The following is a 26,099-nucleotide window of genomic DNA, read 5'->3' as shown; positions in this document are numbered from 1 at the left end:
TGGACGGTCAGAGGACGTAGAGCATCTCCTGATACGTCGGCAACGGCCACAGGTCGTCGGCCACCACCGTCTCCAGCGTGTCGGCCGCGGCACGGACTGCCTCCATGGCGGGCAGCAACGCAACTTGAGCGTGCTTGGCCTCGTCATAGGCCGACGCGGCCGAATGATCTGACAGCGCCGCCTTCAGCGTGGCCAACGCGTCACTGAGCGCACTGATCGGCTCCGAGACCGATTGCAGCAGCGTCAAACTCGGCGTCATACCAGCCGCCGTCAATGCGGCGACGTTCTGTGCGAGCTCGGTCTGGTAGCGCAGCGCGGCCGGCAGCACGATGGTGGAACCGATCTCGAGCGCCAGCTTGGCCTCGACGCCGATCGTCAGCGCGTACTGCTCCAGGCGTACCTCATAGCGGCTGTGCAACTCCCGCTCGTTGAAGACGCCGTACTTCTCGAAAACCGCCACCGCCTCGGGCTTGATCAGTTCCGGGATGGCATCCAGCGTGGTCTTCAGGTTCGGCAGCCCGCGGGACGCCGCCTCGGCCTGCCAGTTCTCCGAGTAGCCGTCACCGTTGAAGACCACCGCACCGTGTTCGGTGATCACCTCGGTGAGCAGCTTCTGCACCGCCGTGTCGAAGTCTTCGCCGTCGGCCACAGCTTGCTCCAGATTGGTGGCGATGTAGTCGAACGAGTCGGCCATGATGGTGTTGAGGACGATCATCGGGACTGCCACCGTCTGGCCCGAGCCCGGTGCCCGGAACTCAAACCTGTTGCCGGTGAACGCGAACGGGCTGGTGCGGTTGCGGTCACCGGGGTCGGTCGGCAGCACCGGCAGGGTGTCGACACCGATGATCATGCTGCCCTTGCCTTTCGACGACGTCGCAGCGCCCTTGGCGATCTGCTCGAAGACGTCGGCAAGCTGATCGCCCAGGAAGATCGAGATGATCGCGGGCGGTGCCTCATTGGCACCCAAGCGGTGATCGTTGGTCGCCGATGCGACCGAAACCCGCAGCAGCCCAGCGAATTTGTGCACGGCGCGGATGACGGCGGCGCAGAACACCAGGAACTGGGCGTTCTCGTGAGGCGTGTCGCCGGGCACCAGCAGCGATCCCAGCTCGGCGTTGCCGACCGAGAAGTTGACGTGCTTGCCCGAGCCGTTCACGCCGGCGAACGGCTTCTCGTGGAACAGGCATTCCATGCCGTGCTTCTTGGCGATGGTCTTGAACACGGTCATCAGCAACTGCTGGTGGTCGGAAGCGATGTTGGCGCGCTCGAACATCGGGGCCACCTCGAACTGCCCGGGGGCGACCTCATTGTGGCGCGTCTTGGCGGGGATGCCGAGCTTGAACAGCTCCCGCTCGGTGTCCATCATGAACCCCAGCACCCGGTCGGGGACAGCACCGAAATAGTGGTCGTCGAATTCCTGGCCCTTGGGCGGTTTGGCGCCGAAAAGCGTACGGCCGGAATTGATCAGGTCGGGCCGGGCGAGGAAGAAGTGCCGGTCGACCAGGAAGTACTCCTGCTCGGGACCGCAGAACGAGACGACCTTCTCGAGATCCTTGTGGCCGAACAGCGTCAAGATGCGTTCCGCGTGGATGCCCATGGCCTGCTGGCTGCGCAGCAGCGGCGTCTTGTAGTCCAGCGCCTCGCCGGTCATCGACACGAAAACCGTTGGGATACAGAGTGTGTTGCCGTTCGGGTTCTCGAGGATGTACGCCGGGCTGGTGACGTCCCAACCGGTGTACCCGCGGGCCTCGAACGTCGACCGCAGGCCGCCGGACGGAAAGCTCGACGCGTCGGGCTCGCCCTGCACCAGCGTCTTGCCGGCGAACTCGGCCAGGGCCTGCCCGTCAGAGACCGGCTCGAGGAAGCTGTCGTGCTTTTCGGCAGTCAGGCCGGTCATCGGATAGAAGACGTGCGCGTAGTGCGTCGCGCCCTTCTCCAGCGCCCAGTCCTTCATCGCGGCGGCGACGGCATCGGCGACCGTCGGGTCCAGCTTGGCGCCCTTCTCGATGGTGGCGACCACCGATTTGTAGATCGCCTTGGGCAGGCGCGCCTGCATCTCGGCCTTGGTGAATACGTTGGTGCCGAAGATCTCGCCGGGCGCTTCGGCCGGGTCGAAGGTGTACGCCGGGGGCGTATAGGCCTGGACGCCGGCGATCGCTCGCAAGCGGGTGGTATTTCCGCTCAATGCAGTTCCTATCCCTACGTGAATGACCGCTTCACACTAGGGACGCCTCATGGCAGCAGTGTTACGTCGATGTCAAGGGCGGCGTCAAGTACCGGTCAGCCGCGGCGGCCGACATCCTGGCTCAGAATCTTGGGCCACGTCTCGACATCCTCGGGTGTGTGAGCGAGCGTCAAGGTGGACCGCGGCATCAGCGCGGCAAGGGCTTCGGCGGTCGAGAGCGGATGGGCCGGGTCGTCGATCCAGGCCAGGATCGTTGTCGGCACGTCGATCCGCGCGATGGCTTCGGGCGACGGCAGGTCGCTGAGCGCGGCGCCGCGAAACAGTGACGGCAGTAGGGCGTCGGCGACGTCGGGAACGGTCTCGGGTGCACCCACGGTCGCCGGCGGCCGGGGCGCGCCACGAGAGGCCGCAATGAACGCGCCGACGCCCTCGGTCTCGATGAGCGTGGCCGCGGCCTCGTAGTGCGCGGCCTGCGCGCGCCGGGTCTCCCACGCGGTGGCCGGCACCATCAAGGTCAATCCCGTGAATCGTTCTGGTTCGCGGCACGCCGCATGCAACAGCGTCCCGGTACCCATCGACGGCCCGACCCCGTGCACCGGTTCGCCGGGAAACCACCGGTCGAGCAGATTCAGCAGGTCTTGCGCGAGCTGTTCCCACCGGTAGTCCGCGGGGACTTTCCGGCCCGTCGACTTGCCGTGGCCACGCGCGTCGTAGCGCAGCAGCCGCGTCCCGCTGAGCCCCCGGCCGAGGTCGAGATTGAGCACCCGATCGCGCGCGCGGCTGGAGGTGAGTCCGTGGAGTTGGACAACGGGGTGGCCACCTTCGTCGCTCAGTTCAACCGCAAGCTCGGCTCCGGGAACTGCGAAAGTAGGCATCAGGCAACTCTTTCCGTAACCGATCGCCTCGTCGTGGAGTCGACCTGCTGACCGAGCATTCAGGCTAACCGGGGCGCTAGGGTACCGCCATGCGGCTCACGAACGTCTCGCACCTGCGACTGCCGTTCGGACGGCTCTGGGGCTACGACGTCGCGGTGTCGGCGCCGGGTCGGCGGCTTCCGGTGTCCTTTGACCAGCGGATTCATGTCGGTGCAGGGGCCCGGCCAGGTTCGTGGATGGCGTTGTCCATTCGCTTGCCGGAGCGCGTGAGCCGGGAATCGCTGGCCGATGCGTGGCTGGCGGTGGTGGCCCGCCACGGCACGTTGCGGACCGCATTTTCGGCAGGACCGGACGGCGATCCGCAACTGCACGAGATCGAAGTGCGTCCGGGCGGTTGGGTCGAGCACGAGATAGCTGCCGGCCAGGCGGTGAACGACGCGCTGCGCGGTGTCCTGGATGCGGCCTGCTCGCCGTATCAGCAGCCCTCACACCGGTTGTGCCTGCTGGAAACCGCCGCCGGACTGACGGTGGTGATAGCGGCGGACCACAGCCACGTCGACATGTGGTCGATGCTGGTGATCGCCCGGGATCTGCTGGCGTTGCTCGCGGCCGCGCGCACCGGGCGCGTGGTTTCGCTGCCACCGGCGCCCGCTTTCGTCGAACACACCCAGGCTCTGCTCGATCGTCCCGCGGCGCCGGACCATGTCCGGGAGACGTGGGCGCGCATCATCGCCGACAGCGGCGGGGTGATGCCGCGATTCCCGCTGCCGCTGGGCGAACCTGAGTTGGGGCCGGAACGCGTCGAGGTCCGGGACGTGTTCGACGTCGACGCCGGTGCGGCGTTCGCCGTGCAGGCCCGCAACGACGGGGTGTCGACGCTGGCGCTGGCGGTGGCCGCGATGACGGCCGTGACCCGGGAGCTGGCGGACGCGCCGCTTCGCGCCGTTTTCCCGGTGCACAGTCGCTTCGACACCACCTGGCACGACTCGGTGGGTTGGTTCATCACCAATTCGGTACTGGAGTCGACGGTCGCCGAGCCACGTGCCGCGGCCAACGCCGTCAAGGAGGCAGTGCAACTCGGTTCCTGGCCGCTGGCGGACGTGCTGTCCCCATGGGGCGGCATGCCGATGTCCCCGGGCATGTTCGCGATCTCGTGGCTGGACCTGCGGCGCCTTCCGGTCCGCATCGATGACGTCGGCCTGGACGCCCAGTACGTGAGCGCCGCCATCCAGACCGACGGGGTCATGCTGTGGTTCATCCTGGACGAGTCGGGTTTGCATCTGCGGTGTCGCTATCCCGACACCCATGAGGCGCGCACGAATGTCGGGGCATGGCTGGACCTCTTGGTGACGCGCCTGCAGGCGCAGGCGCGGACGTCGGTTCGGGGACTGCTGCAAGTGGGGGACCGCAGTTTCCGGGTGGAACGGGCGGCCCGTGACGACGTCGCGTCGATCGTCGCGCTGCTGTCCGACGACGAATTCGGTCCGGATCGGGAAACCGCCGACCTCGAAGACTACGAGGCGGCCTATGACGTCCTCGTTCGTGACCATGCCAACTACCTCGGGGTGGTTCGCAACTGTTCCGACGTGATCGTCGCCACCGTCCAGTTGACCGTGATTCCGGGTCTCTCCCGCGGTGGCTCGACCCGGCTGCAGATAGAAGGACTGCGGGTCACCGCTGCCGAGCGCCGAAAGGGTCTGGGTACAGCCCTGGTGCAGTGGTCGCACGAGTACGGCCGGGCGCACGGTGCACGGCTGGCGCAGGTGGCCACCGACGAAGCGCGCGAACAGGCCCGGGCGTTCTATGACCGACTCGGGTACCACGCCGCGCACGTCGGCCTCAAACGCACCATCTGAGTCGGCGCTCACGACCCGCGGGAAGCACGGGCCACAGTGAGCAGTCCAGCGACGAGAAGCGCTGCGCCACAGGCACTGACCGTCGCCGGCCAACCGAATGAGATCACCGCTGCCGCGCCGAACGCCGTCCCGAGGCTGCCACCTACGAAGTAGACGAGCATGTACGCGCTGTTGAAGCGGGCAGGCGCGGACGGATCGATCGCCAAGATGGTGGCCTGATTCGCTACCTGCGCCGCGAACAGACCGGCATCGAACACGGCGAGAGCGGCCATGGTCGCCCAGGGACTGCTCAAACCGACGGCAAGCACCGGACAGGCGGCGGCCGCGACCGCGAGGCCCACCAGGATCACCGGCCGGAAACCCAATCGGTCCGTGTACACGCCGGCAACGCGCGTCGCGAAGATCCCGGCAATCCCGGCCAGGGCGTAGAGGCCGATCTGCTTGGCAGACAACAAGTACGGCTCTTGCGACAACGCGACGGCGATTCCCGACCAGACCGCACAGAACGCGAAGAACCACAGGGACCCGCGCAGGGCGCCACGGCGCAGCACCCGGCAGCGCAGGAAGAGCCCGGGCACCGACGCCAGTTCGGTGAGGTAGTTCCGCTCGAGTGTGCCGACCGCTGTCGGCAGGAACAACAAGCAGGCACCGGCGACGCCTATGGTGACCGCGGCGACAGTGAGAAGCATTGCGTGCCAGCCGATCACGTCGGTCAGCCAACCGCCGGCAATCCGGCCGGCCAGGATTCCCGCCGAGATGCCGGCGGTGACGATCCCCAGAATGGTCGCGCGCCGACGCTCGGGCGCGAACCGTCCGACAACGGAACTCAGACCCGCACCCACAGAGGAACAGGCACCGGTCACCAGCAGTCCCACACCGAGCAGCCACACGGTGTCAGCGACGGTGGTCAACGCCAGCGCGCCGCCGAGCGCCAGGAATTGCAGTGCGACCACCCAGCGGGGCGAGAACCTGTCCACCAGCGGGACCAGCAGGGCGAGTCCCAGCAGATAGCCGACCGGCCCGCAGGCCAGCGCAGCCCCCACGGCCGCCGGACCGGAATCGAGCGACCGCGCGATGTCAGCGATGGCCGGCTGCAGCGGGTAGATGGTCGCGGTCCCCAAGGCGGCGGCCAGCGACATGAAAAGGACTGTGGTGCCGGTTATTACCGGGTCTCTATGTGCGGTTGTGGTCACGCGTCGACGTTATTGGCGGCGTCGCGTGCAGCGCTGGCGGAAATCCGCCATCGCAGTCGGCTCAGCTCTTCCAGACCACCTTGTCGGTGCCGCCGGCATCGCGGTACACGACGCTGTCGGGCGCGGTTCCGTTACGGACGTCGAAGTAGATTCGACCCGTCGTGTAGCTGCCCGGAGCGATCGGCTGGTTGGGCAGGCCGCCGGCCTCGTTGCCCTTCATGTCCGCATATGTCGAGCTGTTGACAGCGCGCGCGTTGAAATCGGAGATGTTCGGCGTCGGAGCGCCGCTCACGGCGCGTGCTGTCACGTCCGAGTACCAGATGCCGTCGTTGTGGCCACTGGGCTGCAGGTTGATGACGGTGTACTCGATCGCCCCACCGGGGCTGGGAATCTCCGCGCGCTGGCCGAACATCACCGCCGTCGGGTCGGCGATGGCCGGGGTCGCCGTCAGGATTCCGGCTGCCGCGATACCGACAGCGGCTGTCATCGTTTTCGATGCGATCTGCGAGAACGCCACGTGAAGCTCCTTCCGTGATGCTCCTGTTTTCAGGAGTCAGCTGTCATTGGTCCTTCTGAAGGGGTATCCAGAGGTGCCCACGACGAAACGGAGGGGCGTGAAGACCGGGCCTGCCGCCGGGGGGCGTTGCCTAGATTGGGCATCGGCGCCTCTGCCTGAAGGGCGCCCACGGTGTGGCCCCGGCGGCGTACGGCCCAGCCTTGGTGGCGGAGGTACCAAGCGGCTGCGGCTTCCGGAGGACTGCGCTGTACCGGCGTCATGCAGCGCACCGGCCCGCGCCGTGGTCGCCGAGATGTGTATTCCAAAGACCGACCAGCGCACCGGGGCTCGTGTAGGGCACACCCGATCGCCGGTGGCGTCGGTTGCTGACGGCAAGGAGCTTCGGCGGCGCAGAAGATGGCGTCGACTTCGGCGATCAGCGCTATCACCATCGTGGGGTCGTCCACACCCAGAGACTGGGCCAGCTCTTCTGGCGCGCTGGTGTCAGGCGCCGCCGGCGCCGCAATCATGCTGTACTGCATCACTTTTCACCTCCTCGCACCGTCGGCATGGCACCGACCATTCAAGAATGTGTCGCGACGAATTCGGTTGCCGGGTGCCGGTGCCGAGCGGGACAGCGTCCCGGCCCGGCACCGGCACTTCGACTCGGTCAGGCGTGCACCGGCTCCTTCTTGTTCGAGGTGTCGGTGACAGGGCTGCCGTCTTCGGTGATCACTCGATTCTCATCGATCGCCTTGGCGTTGCCGCCTCTGCTCACGGTGATCTTGCGGGGCTTGGCCTTCTCGGCCACCGGGATCACGAGCTGAAGGACGCCGTCGCGGTATTCCGCGGTGATCCTGCCGGTGTCAAGGTTGTTGCCCAGCACCAGTTGTCGAGAGAAGACGCCGCGCGGCCGTTCGGCGGCCAGCATTTCGCGTGACGAATCCACAGGCGCCCGTTCGGCGCGCACAGTCACCACATTGTTCTCGATGTCGAGATCGAGCGAGTCGGTGTTGATGCCGGGCAGGTCGAACTCGACGTGGAACTCATCACCGTCGCGCCAGGCGTCCATGGGCATCGCGGCCGGCCGGGCTGCGGTGCCGAGAACCTCTTGGGTGAAGCGATCCAGCTGTCGGAACGGGTCAGTACGCAGCAGCATCGTGGCCACCTCCATCTGTCCTTTCTCTTATGCCATCTATGCGCTTCCAGCTCGATTATCTGTATCGGCTGGCATAGATTTGTTTTAGCACTCGACGCCGGTGAGTGCAAGCAAGTGGAGGCAGAATTTTTGGAGCGCCAAGCGGGACCGGGAGACGGTCTCGCGATGGTTGCAATCGCGCAAAGGTACGGCAGCGCACCTGCGGCGCGATGGAGGACGCGCGCGGGGGAGCCTTAGTCTGGGCTGCGATGACTGGACCGGACTCCCGTGTGAAGCGCTGCCGCGCAGCGCTTCACCTCGTCGTGTCCGCGCTGACGGTCATCGTCCTCGGACTCGCCGGCAGTCCGGTGGCGCACGCGGCCGCGGCCGGGGCGCGGTTCGTGGTGCAACACACCTGGCAGGACGGCTTCATCGCGCGCTTCGTTGTCACCAACTACAGCACCGTGCCGATGGCAGATTGGAAGATCGAGTTCGACATGCCGATGGGCCAGTCGATCTCGCACGCGTGGAGCAGCACCTTCACCCAGTACGGCACGCACTATGTGATCAGCCCCGCCAGCTGGAACCGCGTGATTCCACCCGGGGGCACCGCCAACGGTGGCATTCGCGGCGTGCTGAGCGGCACCTACACACCACCGTCGAATTGTGTGCTCAACGGCCAGGTCTACTGCTCCTAGCGTGATGGCGGCCTGATGACGAGCGAAGCCCTGACGGACTGGCTGCTGGACTCGGACCCGGCGCTGCGCTGGCAGGTCGAGCGCGATCTTCTCGGTGCCCCGGCCACGGTATGGGAGGCAACCCGGTCACGGATCGCGACCGAGGGCTTCGGCGCACGTCTGCTCGCGCTGCAGGACGCAGACGTGCGGTGGGCCGGGGGCGCGTTCTTCCCGGCGGACTACGACTTCGACGACCCCGATGGCACAGAGGATGGCCAGCCGTGGACAGCCACGACGTGGACGTTGAATGCACTGCGCGAGTGGGGACTTGACGCATCGGTGTTGCGGGATCGCCGCACCGCCGAATTGCTCGACGAGTACTGCCGCTGGGAGTACGACGACCTGCCCTACTGGTCCGGTGAGGTGGACTGCTGCATCAACGCCTGGACCCTGGCCAACGGCGTGTGGCTCGGCGCGAACGTCGACGGCCTCGCCGCCTGGTTTCTCGAGCATCAGCTGCCGGACGGTGGCTGGAACTGCGACTGGGTCGAAGGTTCGACGCGCTCCTCGTTCCATTCGACGCTCAACTCGCTGAAAGGACTGCTGGCGTTCGAGGCTGCCACCGGGGGAGAGGCCGAGATCAGCGCAGCGCGCCGGCGCGGGGAAGAGTACCTCCTCGAACGCCGGTTGCTCTACCGGCTGACGACGAATCAGCCAGTGGGGCAATGGATCAACGATTTCAGCTATCCGATGCGCTGGTCCTACAGCGCACTCAACGCGGGTGAGTACTTTCGGCGCGCGGCACTGCACGATGACATCGGGCGGGACCCTCGGATGAGCGCGGCGATCGACATCGTGCGAGCCGCCCGGCAGTCGGACGGCACCTGGCTGCAGACGGGCCGCCGGCCGGGGCGGGTGTGGTTCGAAGTCGATGTGCCGGCGGGGCAGCCGTCGAAGTGGCTCACCCTGTACGGGGCGCGGCTACTCGACTGGTGGGACAGCGCGGCATAGCCGCGTCAGATAGCGTGCGGACCAAGCTCTTTGGTCAGGTGCGAGAAGCGCGGAAGGCCCGCGGACTCATCCCATGCCAGCGGCGGAATGCCTGCGAAAAGCTCGACAACTCCACGTAGCCGAGCCGACTGGCAGTCTCGGCGACCGTCAGGCGGCCCCCGATCAACATCTCTTCCGAGAGTCGCTGGCGGATCTCGTCGAGCAGTTCGCGGTACGACGTGCCTTCGGTGCCGAGCCGGTGCCGTAGCGTCCGCGGACTCATCAGGAGCGCATGAGCGATCTCGTGCGCATTCGGCGGCTGCGCCGGGGACGCCAGCAACAGGTCACGAACCTGGCCCGACAGCCCGGTCCGGCTGCGCCGCTCTTCGAGGAGATTGCGGCACTGCTCCTGGGTAGCGGCGGAGTTGTAGGCGTTGGCCTGGGGCAACGGGATGTCGAGCAAGCCGACGGGCAGGATCAGCAGGTTCTCTGGCGCGTCGAACTCCGGCTCGGTGTCGAATGCCGCGATGTAGCGATCGAGATCGGCCGGGCGGGAATGGGTGAACCGAACGCCGAAGGGCGGCAGTTCCGTTGACAATTCGCGTTTGATCACCGATATCGCCGTGGCCAACCGGTCGATATCGAATCGCCGGACGCGGTCCGGTGTTCCCGGCGCCTCCATGACGAACTGGAACTCGTCGCCGACCACCCGGGTGCCCAGCGTCGACGAAGCGAACGTCAGGTCGAGATAGCGCACTCCGACGTCGATCGCACTGCGCAACGTCGGGCTGCTGATCAACGCGAACCCGAAGATTCCGTAGGTGGCGAGACGGTAGCGGAGCCCTACCTCGACACCCAGGTCATCGGGATAGTCAAGTGCCTCAAGTAGATTCGTCACCACGGTCAGTTCCTGGCGGGCGGTGACCTCGGCTCCCGGGCGTTGTAGGCCCCGGACGGTCAGCCGTGAGCCGGCCAGGCACGTTTCCGGGCTGACGCCGCGTTCGCCGGCCAGGCCGAGCAGCACGCCGACGCTTGCCGGCGTACGCGGAATATCCCAGTCGACCACGTTGCCAAATCTAGTAAGTTGCCGCGCCAAGATCGTTTGGCTTCGCCGAATTCACTGCGGGAGTGTCGGTTTCGCCCAGCAGGCGGGCGCGAAGTGCGGCGACCCTGGGTGCGTCGATGCCGATCTGGCTCAGGTAGGCGTCGAAGCTGCCGAACTGCTCGTCGACCGTCCGCCACGACGCGGCGATGAAGTCGCCATGGACCCCGAGGATCTTGTCCGAGAACCGGGAGAGGTCACCGTTGCGGGCGAGCACATGCTTGCGCAGTGGTTCGACGGACTCGTTGCTGCGCAGATAGTCGGCCAGGATGTCGGCCTCGCGGACACCGGTGGCACGCAGGAGGGCGGCGACGATCCAGCCCGCGCGATCCTTTCCGGCCGCGCAGTGAATGAGGACGCCACCCGGTGCTTCCGCTATCACGCCGATTGTGTACGCCAGTGCGTGCTGTCCCGTCGGCAGCAGCGGAAAGCGGCTGTAGGCGTACTCGAGGGCGGCCTCGAACAACTCGGGTGTGACCGCCCGGCCGGGCTCATGCGGGGCGTTCTGCTGCCCGTCGTCGTGTACCGACGCGACGTGCAGCGTGACTCCCGCCGGTAGGACGTCGCGCCCGTTCCACGCGATCTCGCTGTCACTACGAAGGTCGATGACGTCGGTGATTCCCAGTGCGTGAAGATTCTTCTGACCGGCGTCGTCGAGCGCACACAGTTCCGACGATCGGTAGAGCACACCGGGCCGTATCGCGCGTCCGTCGCCGGTTCGTAGTGCGCCGACGTCACGGAAGTTCCAGGCACCGGAGAGGTGGTACTGATCGACGACGGCCACGGCCGGTAGCTTACATCTGGCCTCGGGGTTGCCACTTCGAGTAAGTATTCAGCCACTTAGGGTCTCCCAGCTGCACGTTTCGGTTCGTAGCGTCATTGCCAACGAACAGTCGATGCGAGGAGGCCCCGATGGTTGCAGTCAACGACACCGCAGAGCGCCTGGTCGGCGGCTGGGGCGGTACCGTCCTTCGCTCCGGGGGAACGGTCCGCCGTTCGACCGGACACTGGACGCCGGCCGTGCACGCACTTCTCGAGCACCTCGAGTCTGTCGGCTTCGAGGGTGCGCCCCGCGTGTTCGGCGTCGATTCCGAAGGCCATGAGGTGCTGACCTTCATCGACGGACAAACGGCCGCCAGTGCCGCGGGCTGGCCCGCATGGTTGCGCTTCGAAGCGAACCTGGTGCGGGTCGCGCGTCTGCTGCGTCAGTTCCATGACGCCGTGGAGAGCTTCCGCCCGGGGCCCGCCTTGCAGTGGCGTGACGGCAGTCGCGGTCTGCGGGATGGCGAGATCATCGGGCACAACGACGTCAGCCTCGCGAACCTGGTGGCAGATTCAGCCGGCCGCATCCACTCACTGATCGACTGGGACCACGCCGGACCGACCACTCGGCGTCGCGAACTGGCCTATGCCGCTTGGCATGTCGTCGGTCTGCACGCCCGCGATCACGGCCGTGCCCGCGGTTGGTCCAAGGCTCCCGATGCCGTGCGTCGCCTGCACATGTTCCTCGACGCATACGGACTCGACGACCGCGAAGGCTTCGTCGACGACATCATCGGTCGCATCGGTGAGGCCGTCCGCTCGTGCCGTGCCGCGGTGGACGCCGGCGACCGCGGTGCCCGGCCGTTCGTCGCGCTGTTGGAGGGCGACCTCGAGTTCGTCCGGCGGCACCGCAGCGCACTGGAGCGCAACGTGCCCGCATGACATGACGTGGCCAGAGGCCGATCCACAGCCCCGAATTCCAGATCTGACAAGACGGAGAAAATCGTGAACATCCTCGATCAGGCAATCACCAAGGCGCAGGAAGCGATCCTCGATCCGGTGCTGAACCGTGCGCAGTCGACCATCCCGATGCCCCTGCAGATCAAGGGCATGCACCTCTATCAGAAGACGAAGAAGTCGGTGGTCGGTGACAAGACGCCGGTCTTCGTCGAGAGCCCGATACCCCCGGTCGAGGACGTCGCGCTGGCGGACATCGACGTCAGCAACCCGTTCCTGTTCCGTCAGGGCCGCTGGCAGTCCTACTTCAAGCGGCTCCGTGACGAGGCGCCGGTGCACTACCAGCCGAACAGCCCGTTCGGCCCCTTCTGGTCGATCACCCGGTACGACGACATCGTCACCGTCGACAAGGACAACGAGCGGTTCTCCGCGGAGCCGCAGATCATCATCGGCGACCCGCCCGAGGGCCTGGACGTCGAGATGTTCATCGCCATGGACCCGCCGCGGCACGATGAGCAGCGCGGCGCCGTGCAGGGCGTGGTGGCGCCCCAGAACCTCCAGGAGATGGAAGCACTCATCCGGTCGCGCGTGCAGGAAGTGCTCGACGGCCTGCCCGAGGGCACGCCGTTCGACTGGGTCGACACCGTCTCGATCGAGCTGACGTCACGCATGCTGGCGACCCTGCTCGACTTCCCCTACGACGAGCGCCGCAAGTTGGTCTATTGGACCGACACTGTGGCCGGCAGCGCCTCGGCCACCGGCGGCGAAGCCGACATGGATGAGATGTTCAGCGCCGCAGCGGATATGGCGCGCGCGTTCAGCGCCCTCTGGCACGACAAGAAGGCGCGGTTGGCCGCCGGTGAGAAGCCCGGGTTCGACCTCATCACACTGATGCAGTCGTCTGAAGACACCAAGGACCTGATCGATCGGCCGATGGAGTTCCTCGGCAACCTGATCCTGCTGATCGTCGGCGGCAATGACACCACCCGTAATTCGATGACCGGCGGCGTGCTCGCGCTGAATCAGAATCCCGACGAGTTCGCCCGGCTCAAGGCGGATCCGGGCCTCATCACCAAGGCGGTCCACGAGATCATCCGCTGGCAGACCCCACTGGCGTACATGCGCCGCGTCGCCAAGCAGGACACCATCTTGAACGGGCAGTTCATCCGCAAGGGCGACAAGCTCGTGATGTGGTACGCCTCGGCCAACCGCGATGAGCGCAAGTTCGAGAACCCGGACGACTTCATCATCGGCCGCCACAACGCCCGCCATCACCTGGCTTTCGGCATCGGCATCCACCGCTGCATGGGCAGCCGTCTGGCCGAGCTGCAGCTCAAGATCCTGTGGGAGGAGCTGCTGGCGCGCTTCGAGGACATCGAGGTCGTCGGGGAACCCGAGTACACCCAATCCAACTTCGTGAAGGGGTACTCCAAGATGATGGTGAAGGTCACCAGGAAGCATCCGGCCGCCACGGTGTGAGGGAGGACAGCGATGGGCTCGTTCGATGTACTGCTGGACGACGAACGGGCCCAGCTCGACGCCTTCCTGGAGGACTACCGCCGCGCCGTCGAGCTGACTCTCGAGGGCCTCACCGAGGAGGAGTCCCGCCGACGGCTCGTCCCATCGGCGACGACTCTGCTCGGCCTGCTCAAGCACGCCACCTGGATGCAGCGCGTGTGGTTCGAGGCATGCGTCGGCGGCGTCTCCCGTGAGGCCCTCGGCCTGGCGCAGAGCGTCGACGAGTCCTTCCAGCTCAGCGGCGACGACACCATCGCGTCGGTCCTGGCGGCGCACCGTGATGCCTGTACGAGAGCGCGGGCGGTGGTTGCCGACATTCCGCTGGACACCATCGTGACGGGACACCAGGCCGGGCCGCGAACCTTGCGCTGGGTCATGTTGCAGGTCCTGCGCGAGCTGGCGCACCACTGCGGGCACGCCGACATCCTGCGCGAACAGATACTTGCCGCTCGCGGGTGAGCGACGCGCATATCCTGGTTCGTAGACGCCGCGCGTGCGACGCCCGGACCTCCGGGAGGCAGCGATGTTCGAAGAAGCGCAGTTGTATGCGCCGGTGACGCGTACGGGAGATGACGTCACCGTCCATCTGGCTGCGGACCACCCAGGTGCCGTCGACCCCGAATACCGGGCCCGCCGCAACGCGATTGCCGCGCTCGCCATGGACTGGCAGCCCGGGACGCCGCCGCCCGTCGCGACCTACACCGACGACGAGCAGGAAGTCTGGCGCATCGCGTGTGCCGAGCTGCACCGGCTGCACCAGCGCCGCGCCTGCACCGAGTACCTGCAGGGCCGGGAGCGGCTCGGACTTCCCGAGGATCGGATCCCGCAACTCGTCGAGGTCAATGAGAAGCTCGGGCCGCTCACCGGGTTTCAGTACGTGCCCGCGGCCGGCCTCGTGCCGCTGCGCGAGTTCTACGGACTCCTCGCCGACGGAATCTTCCACTCCACCCAGTACATCCGGCATCACTCCGTGCCGCTCTACACTCCCGAGCCCGATTTGATTCACGAAGTGGTCGGGCACGGCAATTGTCTGGCGCACGAACGGTTCGCGGCGCTGTACCGGCTGGCCGGGCAGGCCGCGCAGCGGGTGAAAACGACTGAGGCACTTGAATTCGTCTCGAAGGTCTTCTGGTTCTCCCTCGAATTCGGTGTGGTCCGTCAGCACGGCGAAGTTCGCACCTACGGCGCCGGGCTGCTGTCGTCATACGGGGAAATCCAGCAGATCGACGTCGCGGATCTGCGGCCACTGGACATCGCCCGGATGGGTGTGCAGACCTACGACATCACGCACTATCAACCAATTCTCTTCTGTGCCAGAGGATTCAGTGAGATCGAAGATGTCGTCGGCGGCTTCTTCGCCGACGTCGATGACGAGATGGTGGCGCGCCTGGTCCACGACGCCGCCCAGGTCACGGGTAGGTGATGGCCGAGTCGATGACGCTGACGCACTCGCCGAACCCGATGGTGGCCGCGCCCGGGCGCTGAGCCCGTGCCCTGAGCCTGATTTCGTCACCGTCTTCGAGAAACATGCGTGTTTCCCCATTGGGCAGCGCGATCGGCTCAGTGCCGCCACCACTGAGCTCCAGCAGGCTGCCTTCGGAACCCGCACCGGGTCCGGAGAGCGTGCCACTGCCGAGCAGGTCGCCGGGCTCAAGGTTGCAGCCGTTGCTCGTGTGGTGAGTCACCAGTTGCGCGACGGTCCAGTACATATGACGGCTCGACGAGCGAGTGATCGGGGTTGGTGCATCCCCGTCGGCCCGCATCCGCACGGTGCTGAGCTGGACCTCCAGCGCGATGTCGAGGCCGCCGCCGGCGCGATGCCGCGGGCTGTCGAGATAGGACAGGGGAGCGGGGTCGTCGTCGGGGCGCTCGAACGGAATCCGGAACGGCGCCAGCGCTTCTGGAGTGATCACCCACGGCGAGACCGTGGTGCCGAAACTCTTGGCGAGGAAGGGGCCCAGGGGCTGGTACTCCCAGGCTTGCACGTCGCGCGCCGACCAGTCGTTGAGCAGGCAGTAGCCGGCGATATGCGATTCGGCGTCATCGATGCGCACCGGCGTGCCGAGCCGGTTTGGCGGGCCGATCCACACGCCGAGCTCGAGCTCGAAATCCAGGCGGCGGGTGGGCGCCAGCACGGGGGCCGGTGCGTCGGGAGCCTTCAGCTGTCCGTGCGGGCGGACGATCGGCGTGCCGCTGACCCGTACGCTGGAGGCCCGCCCGTGATAGCCGATCGGGACCCATTTGTAGTTGGGCAGCAGGGGATTGTCGGGGCGGAACAGGGCACCGATGTTGCGGGCATGGTGAATGCCGACGTAGAAATCGGTGTAGTCGCCGATGCGGGCGGGCAGCAGGACGTCGACATCGCGCAGCGGGGTGAGCAGCGCTGCCACCGCCTGCTGATGCGGCGTGCCCTCGACAAGCAAGGCGTGCAGCGCCCTGCGAAGCGCTGTTCGGGGACCAGATCCCAAGGCGAACAAGGCATTCAAAGAGGCGTCCGCCGCCACCTCCGCGGCAGTCTGTGCCTCATCGTCCAGTAACCCCGAAGCCGCCAGTCCCGACAGCTCCAAGACCATGTCGCCGACCCGGACGACACCGCGAGGTTCGCCGACGGCACCGGTCACCACGCCGAACGGGAGGTTCTGCAGGGGAAAGTCACTGTCGGGACCCGCGGAGGTGACCCAACTTCGCCGACGCGGGTCGTGCGTGAAATCCAGTGCTGTCACGGCGTGTCCGGCTGGAAGCACTTGGCCAGGCCGCGCCAGCAGTCGGCGTAATCGTGTTGGCGTTGCGGTGAGTTCGCGGCGTAGGCCGTGACCTTCTGCGGGAACCGGGTCTCGAACATGAAGGCCAGCGTGTTCTCCTGCTTGACCGGCTTGAGTTCCTCGGTGCTGGCGGCCTGAAATGCGTTGGCGTCCGGGCCATGTGGGGTCATGCAGTTGTGCAGGCTGACACCGCCGGGCACGAAGCCGTTCGGCTTGGCGTCGTACACACCGCGGACGAGTCCCATGAACTCGCTCATGACGTTCATGTGGTGCCACGGCGGCCGGAAGGTATCCTCGGCGACCATCCACCGTTCGGGGAAACAGACGAAGTCGACGTTGGCGGTTCCCGGCGTCTCGCTCGGTGAGCTGAGCACCGTGAAGATGGATGGGTCGGCGTGGTCGAACAGCACCGGGCCGACGGGGGAGAACCGCCGCATGTCGTACTTGTAGGGCGCGTAATTGCCATGCCAGGCAACCACATCCAGCGGTGATTGGGCGATGTCGGCCCGCCACAGCGTGCCGCCCCATTTCACGTACATCGTGGACGGGGCCTCGCGATCCTCATAGGCCGCGACCGGTGTGAGGAAGTCTCGTGAATTGGCCAGGCAGTTGGCGCCGATCGGGCCGCGTTCGGGGAGAGTGAAAGGGCCGCCATAGTTTTCGCACAGGTAGCCGCGGGCCGGACCATCGGGCACCTCGACCCGCATCTTCACGCCGCGGGGGATGACGACGATCTCACACGGTTCGGCGTCGATGATCCCGAACTCGGTGCAGAACCGTACGTTGCCGCGCTCCAAGACGAACAGCATCTCGGCGTCGCCGTTGTAGAAGTAGGCGTCCACCATCGACGACGTGATGGTGTAGACGCTGCACGCGAATCCGCTGCGGGTGTTGACGTCCCCGCCGGTCGTCATCGTGTGGACGCCGGTGATGAACGTCGTGTCCTCGACCGCGGGATCCGGCATCGGCTCAGGGTTCCAACGCATTTGGGCAATCGGGACGGCAGGACCGTCGTCGGGCGCCGAGCGCCAGTGTTCGCCGGGCACGGCGGTGAAATCGCCCCAGTGGGCCACGCTCGGCCGAATCCGGTACAGCCAGGACCGCTTGTTGGCGGCGCGGGGTGCGGTGAATGGTGACCCGCTGAGTTGCTCGGCGTAGAGGCCGTAGGCGCACCGTTGCGGTGAGTTGCGGCCGACGGGCAGCGCACCGGGCAGGGCCTCGCTTTCGAAGCTGTTGCCGAAACCGCTTTGGTACCCGGCCATCACAGGTTCCCGCGCTTTTCCTGCTCGCGCTCGATGGACTCGAAGAGCGCCTTGAAGTTGCCCTTGCCGAAACCCAGTGAGCCATGGCGTTCGATGAGTTCGAAGAACACCGTCGGCCGGTCTCCCAGCGGCTTGGTGAAGATCTGCAGCAGATACCCGTCTTCGTCACGGTCGACCAGGATGCCGCGCTGCTGTAGTTCCGCGACCGGCACACGGACCTCGCCGATGCGGGCGCGCAATTCCGGATCCTCGTAGTACGCATCGGGGGTGTCGAGCAACTGCACGCCCTGCCGGCGCAGCTCGTCGACACTGGCGAGGATGTCGTTGGTGGCCAGCGCCAGGTGCTGGACCCCCGGTCCGCGATAGAACTCGAGGTACTCGTCGATCTGCGACTTGCGCTTCGCCACGGCCGGTTCGTTGAGCGGGAACTTCACCCGGTGGTTGCCGTTGGCCACGACCTTCGACATCAGCGCCGAGTAGTCGGTGGCGATGTCGTCGCCGATGAACTCCGCCAGGTTCACGAACCCCATGACCCGGTTGTAGAAGCGAACCCACTCGTCCATCTTTCCGAGTTCGACGTTGCCGACGACGTGGTCCAGCGCCTGGAACAGCCGCGCGGGAGCACCGTCTCGTCGGACCAGACCACTTGTCGCCGGCTGGTAGCCAGGCAGGTAGGCACCGCGGTAGCGGGTTCCGGCGACATCCCGCTGAACCAGCGTGTGGCGGGTCTGCCCGTAGGTTGCGATGGCCGCGACGCGCACGGCGCCGTGCTCATCAGCGATGTCGTGCGGCTCTGCCAGGACTGTGGCGCCGGCTGCCTTGGCCTGTGCGATGCACTTGTCGACGTCGGGCACCTCCAACGCGATGTCGACGACGCCGTCGCCGTGGCTGGCGTGGTGGGCGATCAGGGGACTGTCGGGACTCACCGCGCCCTTCAGCACGAACCGGACAGACCCCGAACGCAGCACGAAGGCCTTATGGTCACGATTGCCGTTCTCGGGCCCCGAGTAGGCGACCAGTTCCATGCCCCACGTCGACTGGAAGTAGCTCGCTGCCTCTGTGGCATTACCGACCACGAAAACGATGGCGTCCCAACCGGTTACTGGGAATGGATCGTCCGTCGGGTCGTATTCCACCAGGCCCACCAGCTGCTTGAGCTGGTTGACGTCGAGCCGGGCCTGCTTCTCCTGGTCGGTCAGGGCGCTCTGGTTCGCCATGTGGACATTCTTCTCCCAAATGCGGGATTACTGGATGAATTCGCGGCCGTGTTCAGCTACCACCGCGTTCGGCGGCGGGAACCTCGGCCAGCGCACAGTGATAGTGGTGGTTCTGGGGTTCCTCGGCCGGTTCTTCGGCGAGCAGGTCGTTGGAGATCGTCGCGAACGCGAGCGCTCCGCCGAGGGCCGCAAGGCCGGCCGATATCAGCATGGCCGTGTGGAAGCCGGCGGTGATCGCGGCGGGCGATCGGAAAGCGTCGCCCGTCAGCCCGGACAGCGGGGGCAGCAAGGCGACGGCCAGCAGCCCCGCGGTGCGTGCCACCGCGTTGTTGACGCCGGAGGCCACACCGGCGTGGCGTTCATCAGCGGCTGCCAGGGCGGCGGCCGTGACGGGAGCGACCGTCGCCGCGAGCCCCAACCCGAAGACGACCACGGCGGGCAGTACGACGGTGCCGTATGAGGCGCCCGGGCCGATCCGCGTCATCAGCACCATGCCGGCCGCGATCACGAGCGGGCCGATGGTCAGTGGCAGTCGCGGGCCGATGCGCTGGGCGAGTGCGCCAGATGCCGACGACAGGGCCAGCATGATCGCAGTGACCGGGAGCGAGGCGGCGCCGGCCGCGACCGGGGAGTAGCCGAGCGCGGTCTGCAGCACGACCACGAGCAGGAAGAAGACCCCGCCGAGTGCGGTGTACACGACGAAGGTCACCGCGTTGGCACTCGTGAACTGTCGTGAGGAGAAAATGCCAAGCGGCAGCATGGGATTCGCGGTGCGCCGTTCGACCACGGCAAATGCGACCATTGCGACGGCACCGAGCACCCCGGCCGCGAGCACGACCGGAGAATCCCAACCGCGGTTGGGCCCTTCCACGAAGGCGACCGTCGCGCCGGCCAGCCCGGCAGTCGCCGTCGTCGCGCCGGCGTAGTCGAGGCGGCCGGCGCTCGACGGGGCGCGACTCTCGGGCACGTGGCGCAGTGCCAGCCAGGCGACCAGAGCGCCCAGCGGCACGTTGATGAGAAAAATGGCGCGCCAACTGATCGCTTGTACGAGGTAACCGCCGAGCAGCGGGCCGATTGCCGCGGCGACCCCGCCCAGCGCCGACCATGCGCCGATCGCCTTGCCGCGGTCGGCCGGCATGAACACCGACTGGATTATGGCGAGGCTGCCCGGCGTCAACAGCGCACCGCCGACGCCTTGCAAAGCCCTTGCGGCGATGAGCATTTGGGCGGTTGGCGCCAGCGCACAGATCGCTGATGCCACCGCGAACCATGCCACACCGACGACGAAAATCCGCTTGCGGCCCAACCGGTCACCGAGGCTGCCCGACAGCAGGATCAAGGCTGCCAGCGTCACCGAGTAGGCGCTGACCACGAGCTGCAGCCCGCCAACTTCGGTGTTCAGGTCGTGGCCGATCGCCGGCAGCGCCACGTTGACGACCGTCGCGTCCAGCTGGGCCATGCCGGATCCCAGCACCGTCGCGGCGAGGATCCAGCGCCCCGCCGCGCTGCTGAAACGTACGCCCGAGGAGGTGTTTGCGAGCATCGAAGTCCCCATTGAATCGCTGACGTGCCGTGAGCACCAACCTACCGCGCTGGAAAGTGATTACCTGGCAAAGATTTCCACACGTTTGAAGTGTCGGTCTGCCCGCTACAATCACGACGGCCAGACCCAGCTCGCGTTACACCATCCGGCCATATTGTTGCGTCGACGCATGCTCTAATGGTCCTCATGGCAGGTTTGACGGAGGGGAGCGTCGATCCGGCGTTCGCCGCTGTGCGAGATATCTTCGAAGCGAGCTTCGCCGACGGACAGAACTGGGGCGCGGGCGTTTCTGTCGTGATCGATGGCAGGCCCGTTGTCGACCTGTGGGGCGGCATCGCTGACCCGCGCACGGGACGGCGCTGGCAGCGCGACACGGCTTGCGTCACCTTCTCGTGTACCAAGGCGGTGACCGCGACGGCCGCGCTGATGGTGGCGGAGCTCTACGGTGTCGACCTCGAAGCACCTGTGGTGACGTGGTGGCCCGAGTACGGCGCGGCGGACAAGAGCCACACCACGGGGGAACAGCTGCTCTCGCACGCCGCCGGTCTACCCGCTGTGGAGCGCCCCGTTTCGATCGAGGAAGCTGCCGATCCGGAACTGATGGCCGGTCTGCTCGCCGCTCAACAGCCCCTGTGGGAACCGGGATCGAAGCACGGCTATCACGCGTTGACGTTCGGTTGGCTCGCCGGCGAGATCGTCCGACGGCACGCCAAGAGGACGGTGGGTGAGTTCGTGCGATCGCACATCAGTGGAGATCTCATGATCGGCACCAGTAGCGCCGCCCTCGATGGCATCGCCCGGACCGGCTTTCCCGACGCGAGCGAACAGCAATGGGCAACGGACACCGCCGCAATCCCCGCCACCACGGTCGCACGCCTCGTCGAGGCATACCGCGATCCGCAATCCTTGTTCACCCGCGCGACCGCCAATCCACCTGCGCGCTACAACCATCCCGGTGTTCTGGCGGCCGGCTGGCCGGCGAGCGGACTGATAACCACTGCGCGTGCACTAGCGGATTTCTATGCGCGTCTGAGCGCCGGGGAGCTGTTGCCTCCGGAGAATCTGGCTGACGCAATCCGTTTGCGGCACAGCGGTTCTGATGCCGTCATGGTTCTCGATTCCAGCTACGGCCTGGGGTACATGCGGCCGTCGCAGTTGTTCTCGTTCCCCGATAACGCCGGACCCGGAGCGTTCGGGCATCCTGGCGCCGGCGGCGCGTTCGCGTTCGGTGACGTCGACAATCAACTGGCGTTCGCGTTCGTGCCCAACCTCCGTCGCGACGCGCTCGCCGGGGATCGTCGTGCAAACGATCTCGTCGAAGCGACCTACGCCGCACTGTAAACGCGTTGCTCAGCCAGGAGTCGCATCCCGCCGCCGGCCGAGTTGCCGGAAGCCCGGGTGCACGGCCGGCGTCAGACCTTGCTGGTCGGCGACGGCGGCGAGCAGTTCGCCCAGCGTCTTGCGTTGTTGACTGGACAGGCCGGTGGTCAGGTCTTGTTCGTGCTCACGAGCGATCTCCGAGAGCGTCCGCATCAACTTCTCACCCGATTTGGTCAGATACAACGCGTACAGACGCCGGTCGGTCGGGTTGCGCCGGCGTTCGACCTCGCCCCGGGACTCGAGCTCGTCGAGATATACGACCACTCTGCTGGGCAACAAACCCAGCAGAGTGCTCAGTTCCTGCTGGCTGAGGCCCGGCTGAGTGGCGATCATCCGCAGGATGCCGGCATGCGGGGGAGTCAGCTTCACGGCCTCGAGACGTTCGGCGAACAACTGAGCGGCGTGGTGGCCGAGCTGGGCAAGCAGGAATGCGACACCGCCCCGCTGCTGGGCGCCGGAAGCTGATGACATGGACGAACAATACATGGCCGAAACCGTTCAATTCGTGAATGAGGTTGACGCATCTAATTCACTAAGAATATCGTTCAATACATGAACGATTACGCGCACGATGGACCACCGGTGCCAAGCCGGGCGCCCCAACAGAGCGGGCCGCCGCCGTGGCTTCTTGGCACGATTTCACTCGGCCTGCTGCTCTGCGGCGTCATATCGGGTGTTGCGCTTGGCGGCACACCGCCGCTGCCGTACCAGAATTCAGCGGCAGTGCAGGATTACTTCCGCGCGCATTCGTCGTCGGCACAGGTGGGCGCGGTGTTCGTCTTCGGGGCGTCGGTGCCGCTCCTGATCTACGCCGCCACCGTCAGCGCACGGCTGCGGCAACTCGGCGTCACCGCGCCCGGTGCCACCATCGCCCTGGCCGGCGGGGTACTGGCCGCCGGGGGACTGGGGCTGTCGAGCCTGCTGCTGTGGACGCTATCGCGGCCGGAGATCATCACCGACGGCCCACTGATCAATGCGCTCTACTATTTGGTGTTTCTCACCGGCGGCGTGGCACACGTCGTGATGCTCGGACTGTTGACAGCAGGCATCGCGGTCCCGGCGCTGATCCTGCAGCTGGTACCGCGACCCGTGGCGTGGGCCGGTCTCGGAATCGCCGCGGCCGCCGAGCTGACGACGCTGGTTCTCATCTGGCCGCCGGCCGCGCCGCTCCTGCCGATCGCCAGGTTCTCGGGACTGATCTGGCTTGTCGCCGTTGCCGTCCTGCTGCCGAAGCGCCGCGCCGCCCGCAACCGGCAAGAGCATGCCGTCCCCGGAGGGCCGGCATGAGACTCAGCGTCAGCGTCACCAACTTCTCGTGGCCGGAGGGACCAACCGCCATCCGCGCAAATCTTGCCGCGGTGGCTGAATTGCTCGATGGCACAGACGTTGACACGCTCTGGGTGGCCGACCATCTGCTGCAGGCCGACCCCGCCAGCCGGCTGGACGAGCCGATGCTGGAGGCGTACACCACGCTCGGATTCCTTGCTGCCAAGACCTCGGAGTTGCGGCTCGGCACTTTGGTCACCGCAACGACGTTCCGCGACCCGGCGGTGTTGATCAAAGCCGTCACCACTTTGGACGTATTGTCCGGCGGGCGAGCCTGGTTGGGACTGGGTGCCGGCTACAACGCCGACGAGGCGCGGGCCCTCGGGCTGCTCCTGCCGCCGACCGGTGAGCGATTCGACCGTATGGGTGAGGTGCTCCAACTGGTCCGCCGAATGTGGGACGGCGACGAATCTCCTTACGAGGGGCGCTATTACCGCGCTGAGCAGCCGATCTGCCGGCCGCGACCGATAGCGCGGCCGCCAGTGCTGATCGGCGGCACCGGCGAACGTCGTACCTTGCGCATGGTCGCCGAGTACGCGGACGCCTGCAACCTGTTCGATATCCCCAACGGGGAGAGCGTGATTCGCCGCCAACTCGACACGCTCGGGCGGCACTGCGCCGAGATCGGCCGGCCGCCTCAGGAGATCGAACACACCCTCACCACCGCTTTGACTCCCGACGAGACCGCCGAGCAGTTGGTCGAACGTTGCCGAAATCTGGCGAAGCTCGGCATCGAGCACATTGTGGTCATCGCCCGCGGACGGCCGTGGACACCCACCGAGCTCGACGTCGTGGTCAGGGCTGCGGGTCAGCTGGCGAGAGTCTCGGCATCAGCCCGGGCGCACCGGTGAAGGTCCCAGAGAGACAGGCAAATAGCTGATCCCTCGCAGCAGAGTGCTGTCGTTCGTGGCCGGCGTACCAGCGAGAGCCAGACGCGGGAAGCGCTCGAACAGCGTCTGCAGGCCGATCTGCAGTTCCATGCGTGCCAGGGGAGCGCCGAGGCACACGTGACTGCCGGTGCCGAAGCTGACGTGATCGCGGGCGTTGTCGCGTGCGGCGTCGAATTGGTCCGGGCGTTCGAACACGGCTGGATCGCGGTTGGCGCCGGCGAGGAGCAGGAAGACGGCGGTCCCCTTGGGCACCGGGTATCCGCCGACCTGAACTTCCTCAGTCGCCACTCTGACTCCGATCTGGGAGACGGAGTCGTAGCGCAGCATCTCCTCGACGGCGTTGGGCCAGCCCTCCGGATGGGCTCGGAGTCGCTCCAACTGGTCGGGATGATTGATCAGCGCCACCACGGCGTTGCCGAATTGATGTGCCGTAGTGAGGAATCCGGCGCCGAGAAGAAGGCCCGCGAACGTCCTGACCTCGAAGTCGGAGAGTTCGGTGTCCTGGACGACGGCGGACAAGATGCTGTCGTCGGCGCTTGCGCCGCGGAGGTGCTCGATGTGGGTGGCGAGGTAGGTCTCGAGCTCGCGGAGCGCTGCGACGGCGGTCTGGAAGTTACGCCACGACGGTGCTGTGGTCGTGATCAGCTTGGAGGTCGACTCACCCATCTCGTAGAGGTAGGGCGCCTCCGCGCGGGGAATGCCCAGCATGTCCGCGATGATTTCGATGGGGATCCGGGACGCATAGGCGACCGCCAGATCGCATTCGCTGCCGCCGTCGTCCAGCTCGTTCAGCAGCCTTTCGGCGACGTCGTGGATGCGGTGCCGAAGCCCGTCGATGGCTTTCGGGGTGAATGCCCGGGATACCAGGCGTCGCAGCCGGGCATGGTCGGGTGCGTCGACCATCAGAAGTGACGGCGGCTCCACTGGATTGATCACGCCGGGATTGGTCTTCTCGAAGAGCCGCTGGACAGTGCGGAACGGCGATCGATCGGTTGGCTTTGCGGTTCGGTACCTGTTGTCACGCAGGATTTCTCGGGTGATCTGGAGATCTGCGGTGACCAGTGCGTTGCCGCCGAATATTGGCGACATGCGGCCCTGTTCGCGAATCTGCTCGATAAGGTCATACGCGCGATCATGCTGACCGTCGTCGAGCAGCAATCGGGCAAATGGGTCTCCGCGGCGTGAAAGCAGCTTCAGTGTCGCGCGGGGGAGCCCGTACCCCATCAGCCAGTGTGCCCGGGTCTTCATATCCAGATTCACGTCGTTCGCCCCCGCCGATCGCCTACCGCTCAGGCTAGACCGAAAAGCCGCCCGCATCGCCCAGGATCGAAATCATCGGTAGTAGCCATCACTGGCCAGGATCTCGACGCCGCGCCAACCCCAGTAGACGCGGTGGGCCTGGATCAAGCCGTCCTCGATCTCCATGACCTCGACGAAATCCATCTGCTGACCGTCCGGCGTCTCGCGGGGATACTCCCAGGTGGCACGGTGGCCGTCGGTGAAGAATCCGGCACGGTAGTAGTGCCTCTCGTCCGGAGTACGTGCCACCACCTCGGTCAGGAAAGGCCGGAGTTCCTCGTGTCCTCGACACACCCCCGGGCCACCCAAGATGTGTGCTGCCACAGGGCTTTCCAGGGTCGCATCCGGTGCGTAGCACGCCAACAGGGCCTCGACATCGTGATTCGCCAACGCTTCTTCCCAGGCACGCGTCACTGCTTCGATGCCTGCGCGATCGGCTTCGTCCGAGTTTTCAGCGTTCATGGCTCCAGGATGCGCCGCCGATACTTCGGTGCTGGTCGAAGCGTGGCGGCGCAGCCTGGATCGTGCAGTGAAAATGGTTGGCCGCGATTGGCGGCCGCTGCTACTTTCAGTGGCAGGCCAGGCGAGAGGACGGATAGCGTCCCGGGGAGTGGTGGACTTCGGATCTGGCGTGGTTCACGCGTTGTGATCAACGAGTCATGGTGAACGCT

General features: G+C 66.3%; 24 protein-coding genes. 10 read left to right on the top strand and 14 right to left on the bottom strand.

Going from position 1 to position 26,099, the window contains the following annotated elements:
* Positions 1-7: 7 nt before the first annotated feature.
* Together ACJH7A_RS03905 and ACJH7A_RS03900 are read right to left on the bottom strand one after the other, a co-directional pair.
* The gene (locus ACJH7A_RS03905) at positions 8-2,185 is read right to left on the bottom strand and encodes a glutamine synthetase III (protein WP_318985024.1); all 2,178 of its coding nucleotides are present in this window, start codon (positions 2,183-2,185) and stop codon (positions 8-10) included.
* 95 nt (positions 2,186-2,280) lie between these two features.
* Positions 2,281-3,060: an alpha/beta fold hydrolase gene (locus tag ACJH7A_RS03900; RefSeq protein ID WP_406801453.1), complete on the bottom strand. Its 780-nt coding sequence runs from the start codon at positions 3,058-3,060 to the stop codon at positions 2,281-2,283.
* Between the two features lie 89 nt (positions 3,061-3,149).
* Between ACJH7A_RS03900 and ACJH7A_RS03895 the strand changes: the two genes are divergently transcribed.
* Positions 3,150-4,916: a GNAT family N-acetyltransferase gene (locus ACJH7A_RS03895; protein ID WP_406801452.1), complete on the top strand. Its 1,767-nt coding sequence runs from the start codon at positions 3,150-3,152 to the stop codon at positions 4,914-4,916.
* Positions 4,917-4,924: 8 nt separating this feature from the next.
* On the opposite strand, the gene ACJH7A_RS03890 is transcribed toward ACJH7A_RS03895, so the two are convergent.
* The 3 genes from ACJH7A_RS03890 to ACJH7A_RS03880 form a co-directional block, all read right to left on the bottom strand.
* A complete protein-coding gene (locus ACJH7A_RS03890) occupies positions 4,925-6,055 on the bottom strand; it encodes an MFS transporter (protein WP_061001325.1) in 1,131 nt (376 codons plus the stop codon).
* A 115-nt stretch (positions 6,056-6,170) separates the two neighbouring features.
* On the bottom strand, positions 6,171-6,626 hold the full coding sequence (locus tag ACJH7A_RS03885) for a DUF1942 domain-containing protein (RefSeq protein ID WP_061001326.1): 456 nt from the start codon (positions 6,624-6,626) through the stop codon (positions 6,171-6,173).
* Positions 6,627-7,275: 649 nt separating this feature from the next.
* On the bottom strand, positions 7,276-7,764 hold the full coding sequence (locus ACJH7A_RS03880; RefSeq protein ID WP_234785450.1) for an Hsp20/alpha crystallin family protein: 489 nt from the start codon (positions 7,762-7,764) through the stop codon (positions 7,276-7,278).
* A gap of 248 nt (positions 7,765-8,012) precedes the next feature.
* On the opposite strand from ACJH7A_RS03880, the gene ACJH7A_RS03875 reads away from it, so the two are divergent.
* Positions 8,013-8,441 (top strand): cellulose-binding domain-containing protein, encoded by a 429-nt coding sequence (locus tag ACJH7A_RS03875; protein ID WP_061001328.1) that lies wholly within the window; start codon positions 8,013-8,015, stop codon positions 8,439-8,441.
* Positions 8,442-8,456: 15 nt separating this feature from the next.
* Entirely contained in the window at positions 8,457-9,431 is a 975-nt protein-coding gene (locus tag ACJH7A_RS03870; RefSeq protein ID WP_061001329.1) for a hypothetical protein, read from the top strand.
* Between the two features lie 34 nt (positions 9,432-9,465).
* On the opposite strand, the gene ACJH7A_RS03865 is transcribed toward ACJH7A_RS03870, so the two are convergent.
* Both ACJH7A_RS03865 and ACJH7A_RS03860 read right to left on the bottom strand, forming a co-directional pair.
* Entirely contained in the window at positions 9,466-10,476 is a 1,011-nt protein-coding gene (locus ACJH7A_RS03865) for an AraC family transcriptional regulator (protein ID WP_061001330.1), read from the bottom strand.
* Between the two features lie 10 nt (positions 10,477-10,486).
* Positions 10,487-11,296 carry a tyrosine-protein phosphatase gene (locus ACJH7A_RS03860; RefSeq protein WP_061001331.1) on the bottom strand — a complete coding sequence of 270 codons (810 nt, stop codon included), beginning with the start codon at positions 11,294-11,296 and terminating at the stop codon, positions 10,487-10,489.
* A 128-nt stretch (positions 11,297-11,424) separates the two neighbouring features.
* Between ACJH7A_RS03860 and ACJH7A_RS03855 the strand changes: the two genes are divergently transcribed.
* The 4 genes from ACJH7A_RS03855 to ACJH7A_RS03840 all read left to right on the top strand — a co-directional run bounded on the left by ACJH7A_RS03855 (position 11,425) and on the right by ACJH7A_RS03840 (position 15,172).
* Positions 11,425-12,216 (top strand): phosphotransferase, encoded by a 792-nt coding sequence (locus ACJH7A_RS03855; protein ID WP_061001332.1) that lies wholly within the window; start codon positions 11,425-11,427, stop codon positions 12,214-12,216.
* A gap of 63 nt (positions 12,217-12,279) precedes the next feature.
* On the top strand, positions 12,280-13,710 hold the full coding sequence (locus ACJH7A_RS03850; RefSeq protein WP_226518411.1) for a cytochrome P450: 1,431 nt from the start codon (positions 12,280-12,282) through the stop codon (positions 13,708-13,710).
* A gap of 12 nt (positions 13,711-13,722) precedes the next feature.
* Positions 13,723-14,208 (top strand): DinB family protein, encoded by a 486-nt coding sequence (locus ACJH7A_RS03845; protein ID WP_061006482.1) that lies wholly within the window; start codon positions 13,723-13,725, stop codon positions 14,206-14,208.
* Positions 14,209-14,272: 64 nt separating this feature from the next.
* Positions 14,273-15,172: a phenylalanine 4-monooxygenase gene (locus ACJH7A_RS03840; RefSeq protein WP_061006483.1), complete on the top strand. Its 900-nt coding sequence runs from the start codon at positions 14,273-14,275 to the stop codon at positions 15,170-15,172.
* On the opposite strand, the gene fahA is transcribed toward ACJH7A_RS03840, so the two are convergent.
* The 4 genes from fahA to ACJH7A_RS03820 are packed head-to-tail and all read right to left on the bottom strand — an operon-like array spanning position 15,159 to position 20,533.
* Entirely contained in the window at positions 15,159-16,472 is a 1,314-nt protein-coding gene (gene fahA, locus ACJH7A_RS03835; protein WP_061006507.1) for a fumarylacetoacetase, read from the bottom strand. The two genes, ACJH7A_RS03840 and fahA, sit on opposite strands and share 14 nt — an antisense overlap.
* Complete coding sequence (gene hmgA, locus ACJH7A_RS03830) at positions 16,469-17,773, bottom strand: homogentisate 1,2-dioxygenase (RefSeq protein ID WP_061006484.1); 1,305 nt, start codon at positions 17,771-17,773, stop codon at positions 16,469-16,471. The genes fahA and hmgA overlap by 4 nt, the downstream gene beginning before the upstream one ends.
* Complete coding sequence (hppD, locus tag ACJH7A_RS03825) at positions 17,773-18,990, bottom strand: 4-hydroxyphenylpyruvate dioxygenase (protein ID WP_061006485.1); 1,218 nt, start codon at positions 18,988-18,990, stop codon at positions 17,773-17,775. Before hppD ends, hmgA begins: the two co-directional genes overlap by 1 nt.
* 52 nt (positions 18,991-19,042) lie before the next feature.
* The gene (locus ACJH7A_RS03820; protein WP_406801451.1) at positions 19,043-20,533 is read right to left on the bottom strand and encodes a DHA2 family efflux MFS transporter permease subunit; all 1,491 of its coding nucleotides are present in this window, start codon (positions 20,531-20,533) and stop codon (positions 19,043-19,045) included.
* A gap of 90 nt (positions 20,534-20,623) precedes the next feature.
* Here ACJH7A_RS03820 and ACJH7A_RS03815 point away from each other — a divergent pair, with 90 nt between their 5' ends.
* Positions 20,624-21,874 carry a serine hydrolase domain-containing protein gene (locus ACJH7A_RS03815; protein WP_406801450.1) on the top strand — a complete coding sequence of 417 codons (1,251 nt, stop codon included), beginning with the start codon at positions 20,624-20,626 and terminating at the stop codon, positions 21,872-21,874.
* A 9-nt stretch (positions 21,875-21,883) separates the two neighbouring features.
* Here the strand turns inward: ACJH7A_RS03815 and ACJH7A_RS03810 are convergent, their stop codons facing one another.
* Positions 21,884-22,384: a MarR family winged helix-turn-helix transcriptional regulator gene (locus ACJH7A_RS03810; protein WP_406801449.1), complete on the bottom strand. Its 501-nt coding sequence runs from the start codon at positions 22,382-22,384 to the stop codon at positions 21,884-21,886.
* Between the two features lie 81 nt (positions 22,385-22,465).
* On the opposite strand from ACJH7A_RS03810, the gene ACJH7A_RS03805 reads away from it, so the two are divergent.
* Together ACJH7A_RS03805 and ACJH7A_RS03800 are read left to right on the top strand one after the other, a co-directional pair.
* Positions 22,466-23,200, top strand: a complete 735-nt coding sequence (locus tag ACJH7A_RS03805) for a hypothetical protein (protein WP_406801448.1) — start codon at positions 22,466-22,468, stop codon at positions 23,198-23,200.
* Positions 23,197-24,090 (top strand): TIGR03560 family F420-dependent LLM class oxidoreductase, encoded by an 894-nt coding sequence (locus tag ACJH7A_RS03800; protein WP_406801447.1) that lies wholly within the window; start codon positions 23,197-23,199, stop codon positions 24,088-24,090. Before ACJH7A_RS03805 ends, ACJH7A_RS03800 begins: the two co-directional genes overlap by 4 nt.
* Here the strand turns inward: ACJH7A_RS03800 and ACJH7A_RS03795 are convergent.
* Together ACJH7A_RS03795 and ACJH7A_RS03790 are read right to left on the bottom strand one after the other, a co-directional pair.
* Positions 24,070-25,389, bottom strand: coding sequence for a cytochrome P450 (locus ACJH7A_RS03795; RefSeq protein WP_406801446.1), 1,320 nt, complete (start codon positions 25,387-25,389; stop codon positions 24,070-24,072). The genes ACJH7A_RS03800 and ACJH7A_RS03795 overlap by 21 nt on opposite strands.
* A gap of 72 nt (positions 25,390-25,461) precedes the next feature.
* Positions 25,462-25,890: a nuclear transport factor 2 family protein gene (locus tag ACJH7A_RS03790; RefSeq protein ID WP_166428201.1), complete on the bottom strand. Its 429-nt coding sequence runs from the start codon at positions 25,888-25,890 to the stop codon at positions 25,462-25,464.
* Positions 25,891-26,099: the final 209 nt, after the last annotated feature.

The sequence above is a fragment of the Mycobacterium sp. SMC-17 genome, assembly GCF_045310915.1.
Lineage (GTDB): Bacteria > Actinomycetota > Actinomycetes > Mycobacteriales > Mycobacteriaceae > Mycobacterium.
This window is presented reverse-complemented; position numbering and strand designations above follow the sequence as displayed.

Bases quoted from the DNA above. Each gene is read 5' to 3' on its own strand.
- ACJH7A_RS03900 (WP_406801453.1), bottom strand. From the start codon at position 3,060: ATGCCTACTTTCGCAGTTCCCGGAGCCGAGCTTGCGGTTGAACTGAGC.
- ACJH7A_RS03895 (WP_406801452.1), top strand. From the start codon at position 3,150: ATGCGGCTCACGAACGTCTCGCACCTGCGACTGCCGTTCGGACGGCTC.
- ACJH7A_RS03890 (WP_061001325.1), bottom strand. From the start codon at position 6,055: ATGTCGCTGGCCGCCGCCTTGGGGACCGCGACCATCTACCCGCTGCAG.
- ACJH7A_RS03880 (WP_234785450.1), bottom strand. From the start codon at position 7,764: ATGCTGCTGCGTACTGACCCGTTCCGACAGCTGGATCGCTTCACCCAA.
- ACJH7A_RS03875 (WP_061001328.1), top strand. From the start codon at position 8,013: ATGACTGGACCGGACTCCCGTGTGAAGCGCTGCCGCGCAGCGCTTCAC.
- ACJH7A_RS03870 (WP_061001329.1), top strand. From the start codon at position 8,457: ATGACGAGCGAAGCCCTGACGGACTGGCTGCTGGACTCGGACCCGGCG.
- ACJH7A_RS03855 (WP_061001332.1), top strand. From the start codon at position 11,425: ATGGTTGCAGTCAACGACACCGCAGAGCGCCTGGTCGGCGGCTGGGGC.
- ACJH7A_RS03845 (WP_061006482.1), top strand. From the start codon at position 13,723: ATGGGCTCGTTCGATGTACTGCTGGACGACGAACGGGCCCAGCTCGAC.
- ACJH7A_RS03840 (WP_061006483.1), top strand. From the start codon at position 14,273: ATGTTCGAAGAAGCGCAGTTGTATGCGCCGGTGACGCGTACGGGAGAT.
- hmgA (WP_061006484.1), bottom strand. From the start codon at position 17,773: ATGGCCGGGTACCAAAGCGGTTTCGGCAACAGCTTCGAAAGCGAGGCC.
- hppD (WP_061006485.1), bottom strand. From the start codon at position 18,990: ATGGCGAACCAGAGCGCCCTGACCGACCAGGAGAAGCAGGCCCGGCTC.
- ACJH7A_RS03820 (WP_406801451.1), bottom strand. From the start codon at position 20,533: ATGCTCGCAAACACCTCCTCGGGCGTACGTTTCAGCAGCGCGGCGGGG.
- ACJH7A_RS03810 (WP_406801449.1), bottom strand. From the start codon at position 22,384: ATGTCATCAGCTTCCGGCGCCCAGCAGCGGGGCGGTGTCGCATTCCTG.
- ACJH7A_RS03805 (WP_406801448.1), top strand. From the start codon at position 22,466: ATGAACGATTACGCGCACGATGGACCACCGGTGCCAAGCCGGGCGCCC.
- ACJH7A_RS03800 (WP_406801447.1), top strand. From the start codon at position 23,197: ATGAGACTCAGCGTCAGCGTCACCAACTTCTCGTGGCCGGAGGGACCA.
- ACJH7A_RS03790 (WP_166428201.1), bottom strand. From the start codon at position 25,890: ATGAACGCTGAAAACTCGGACGAAGCCGATCGCGCAGGCATCGAAGCA.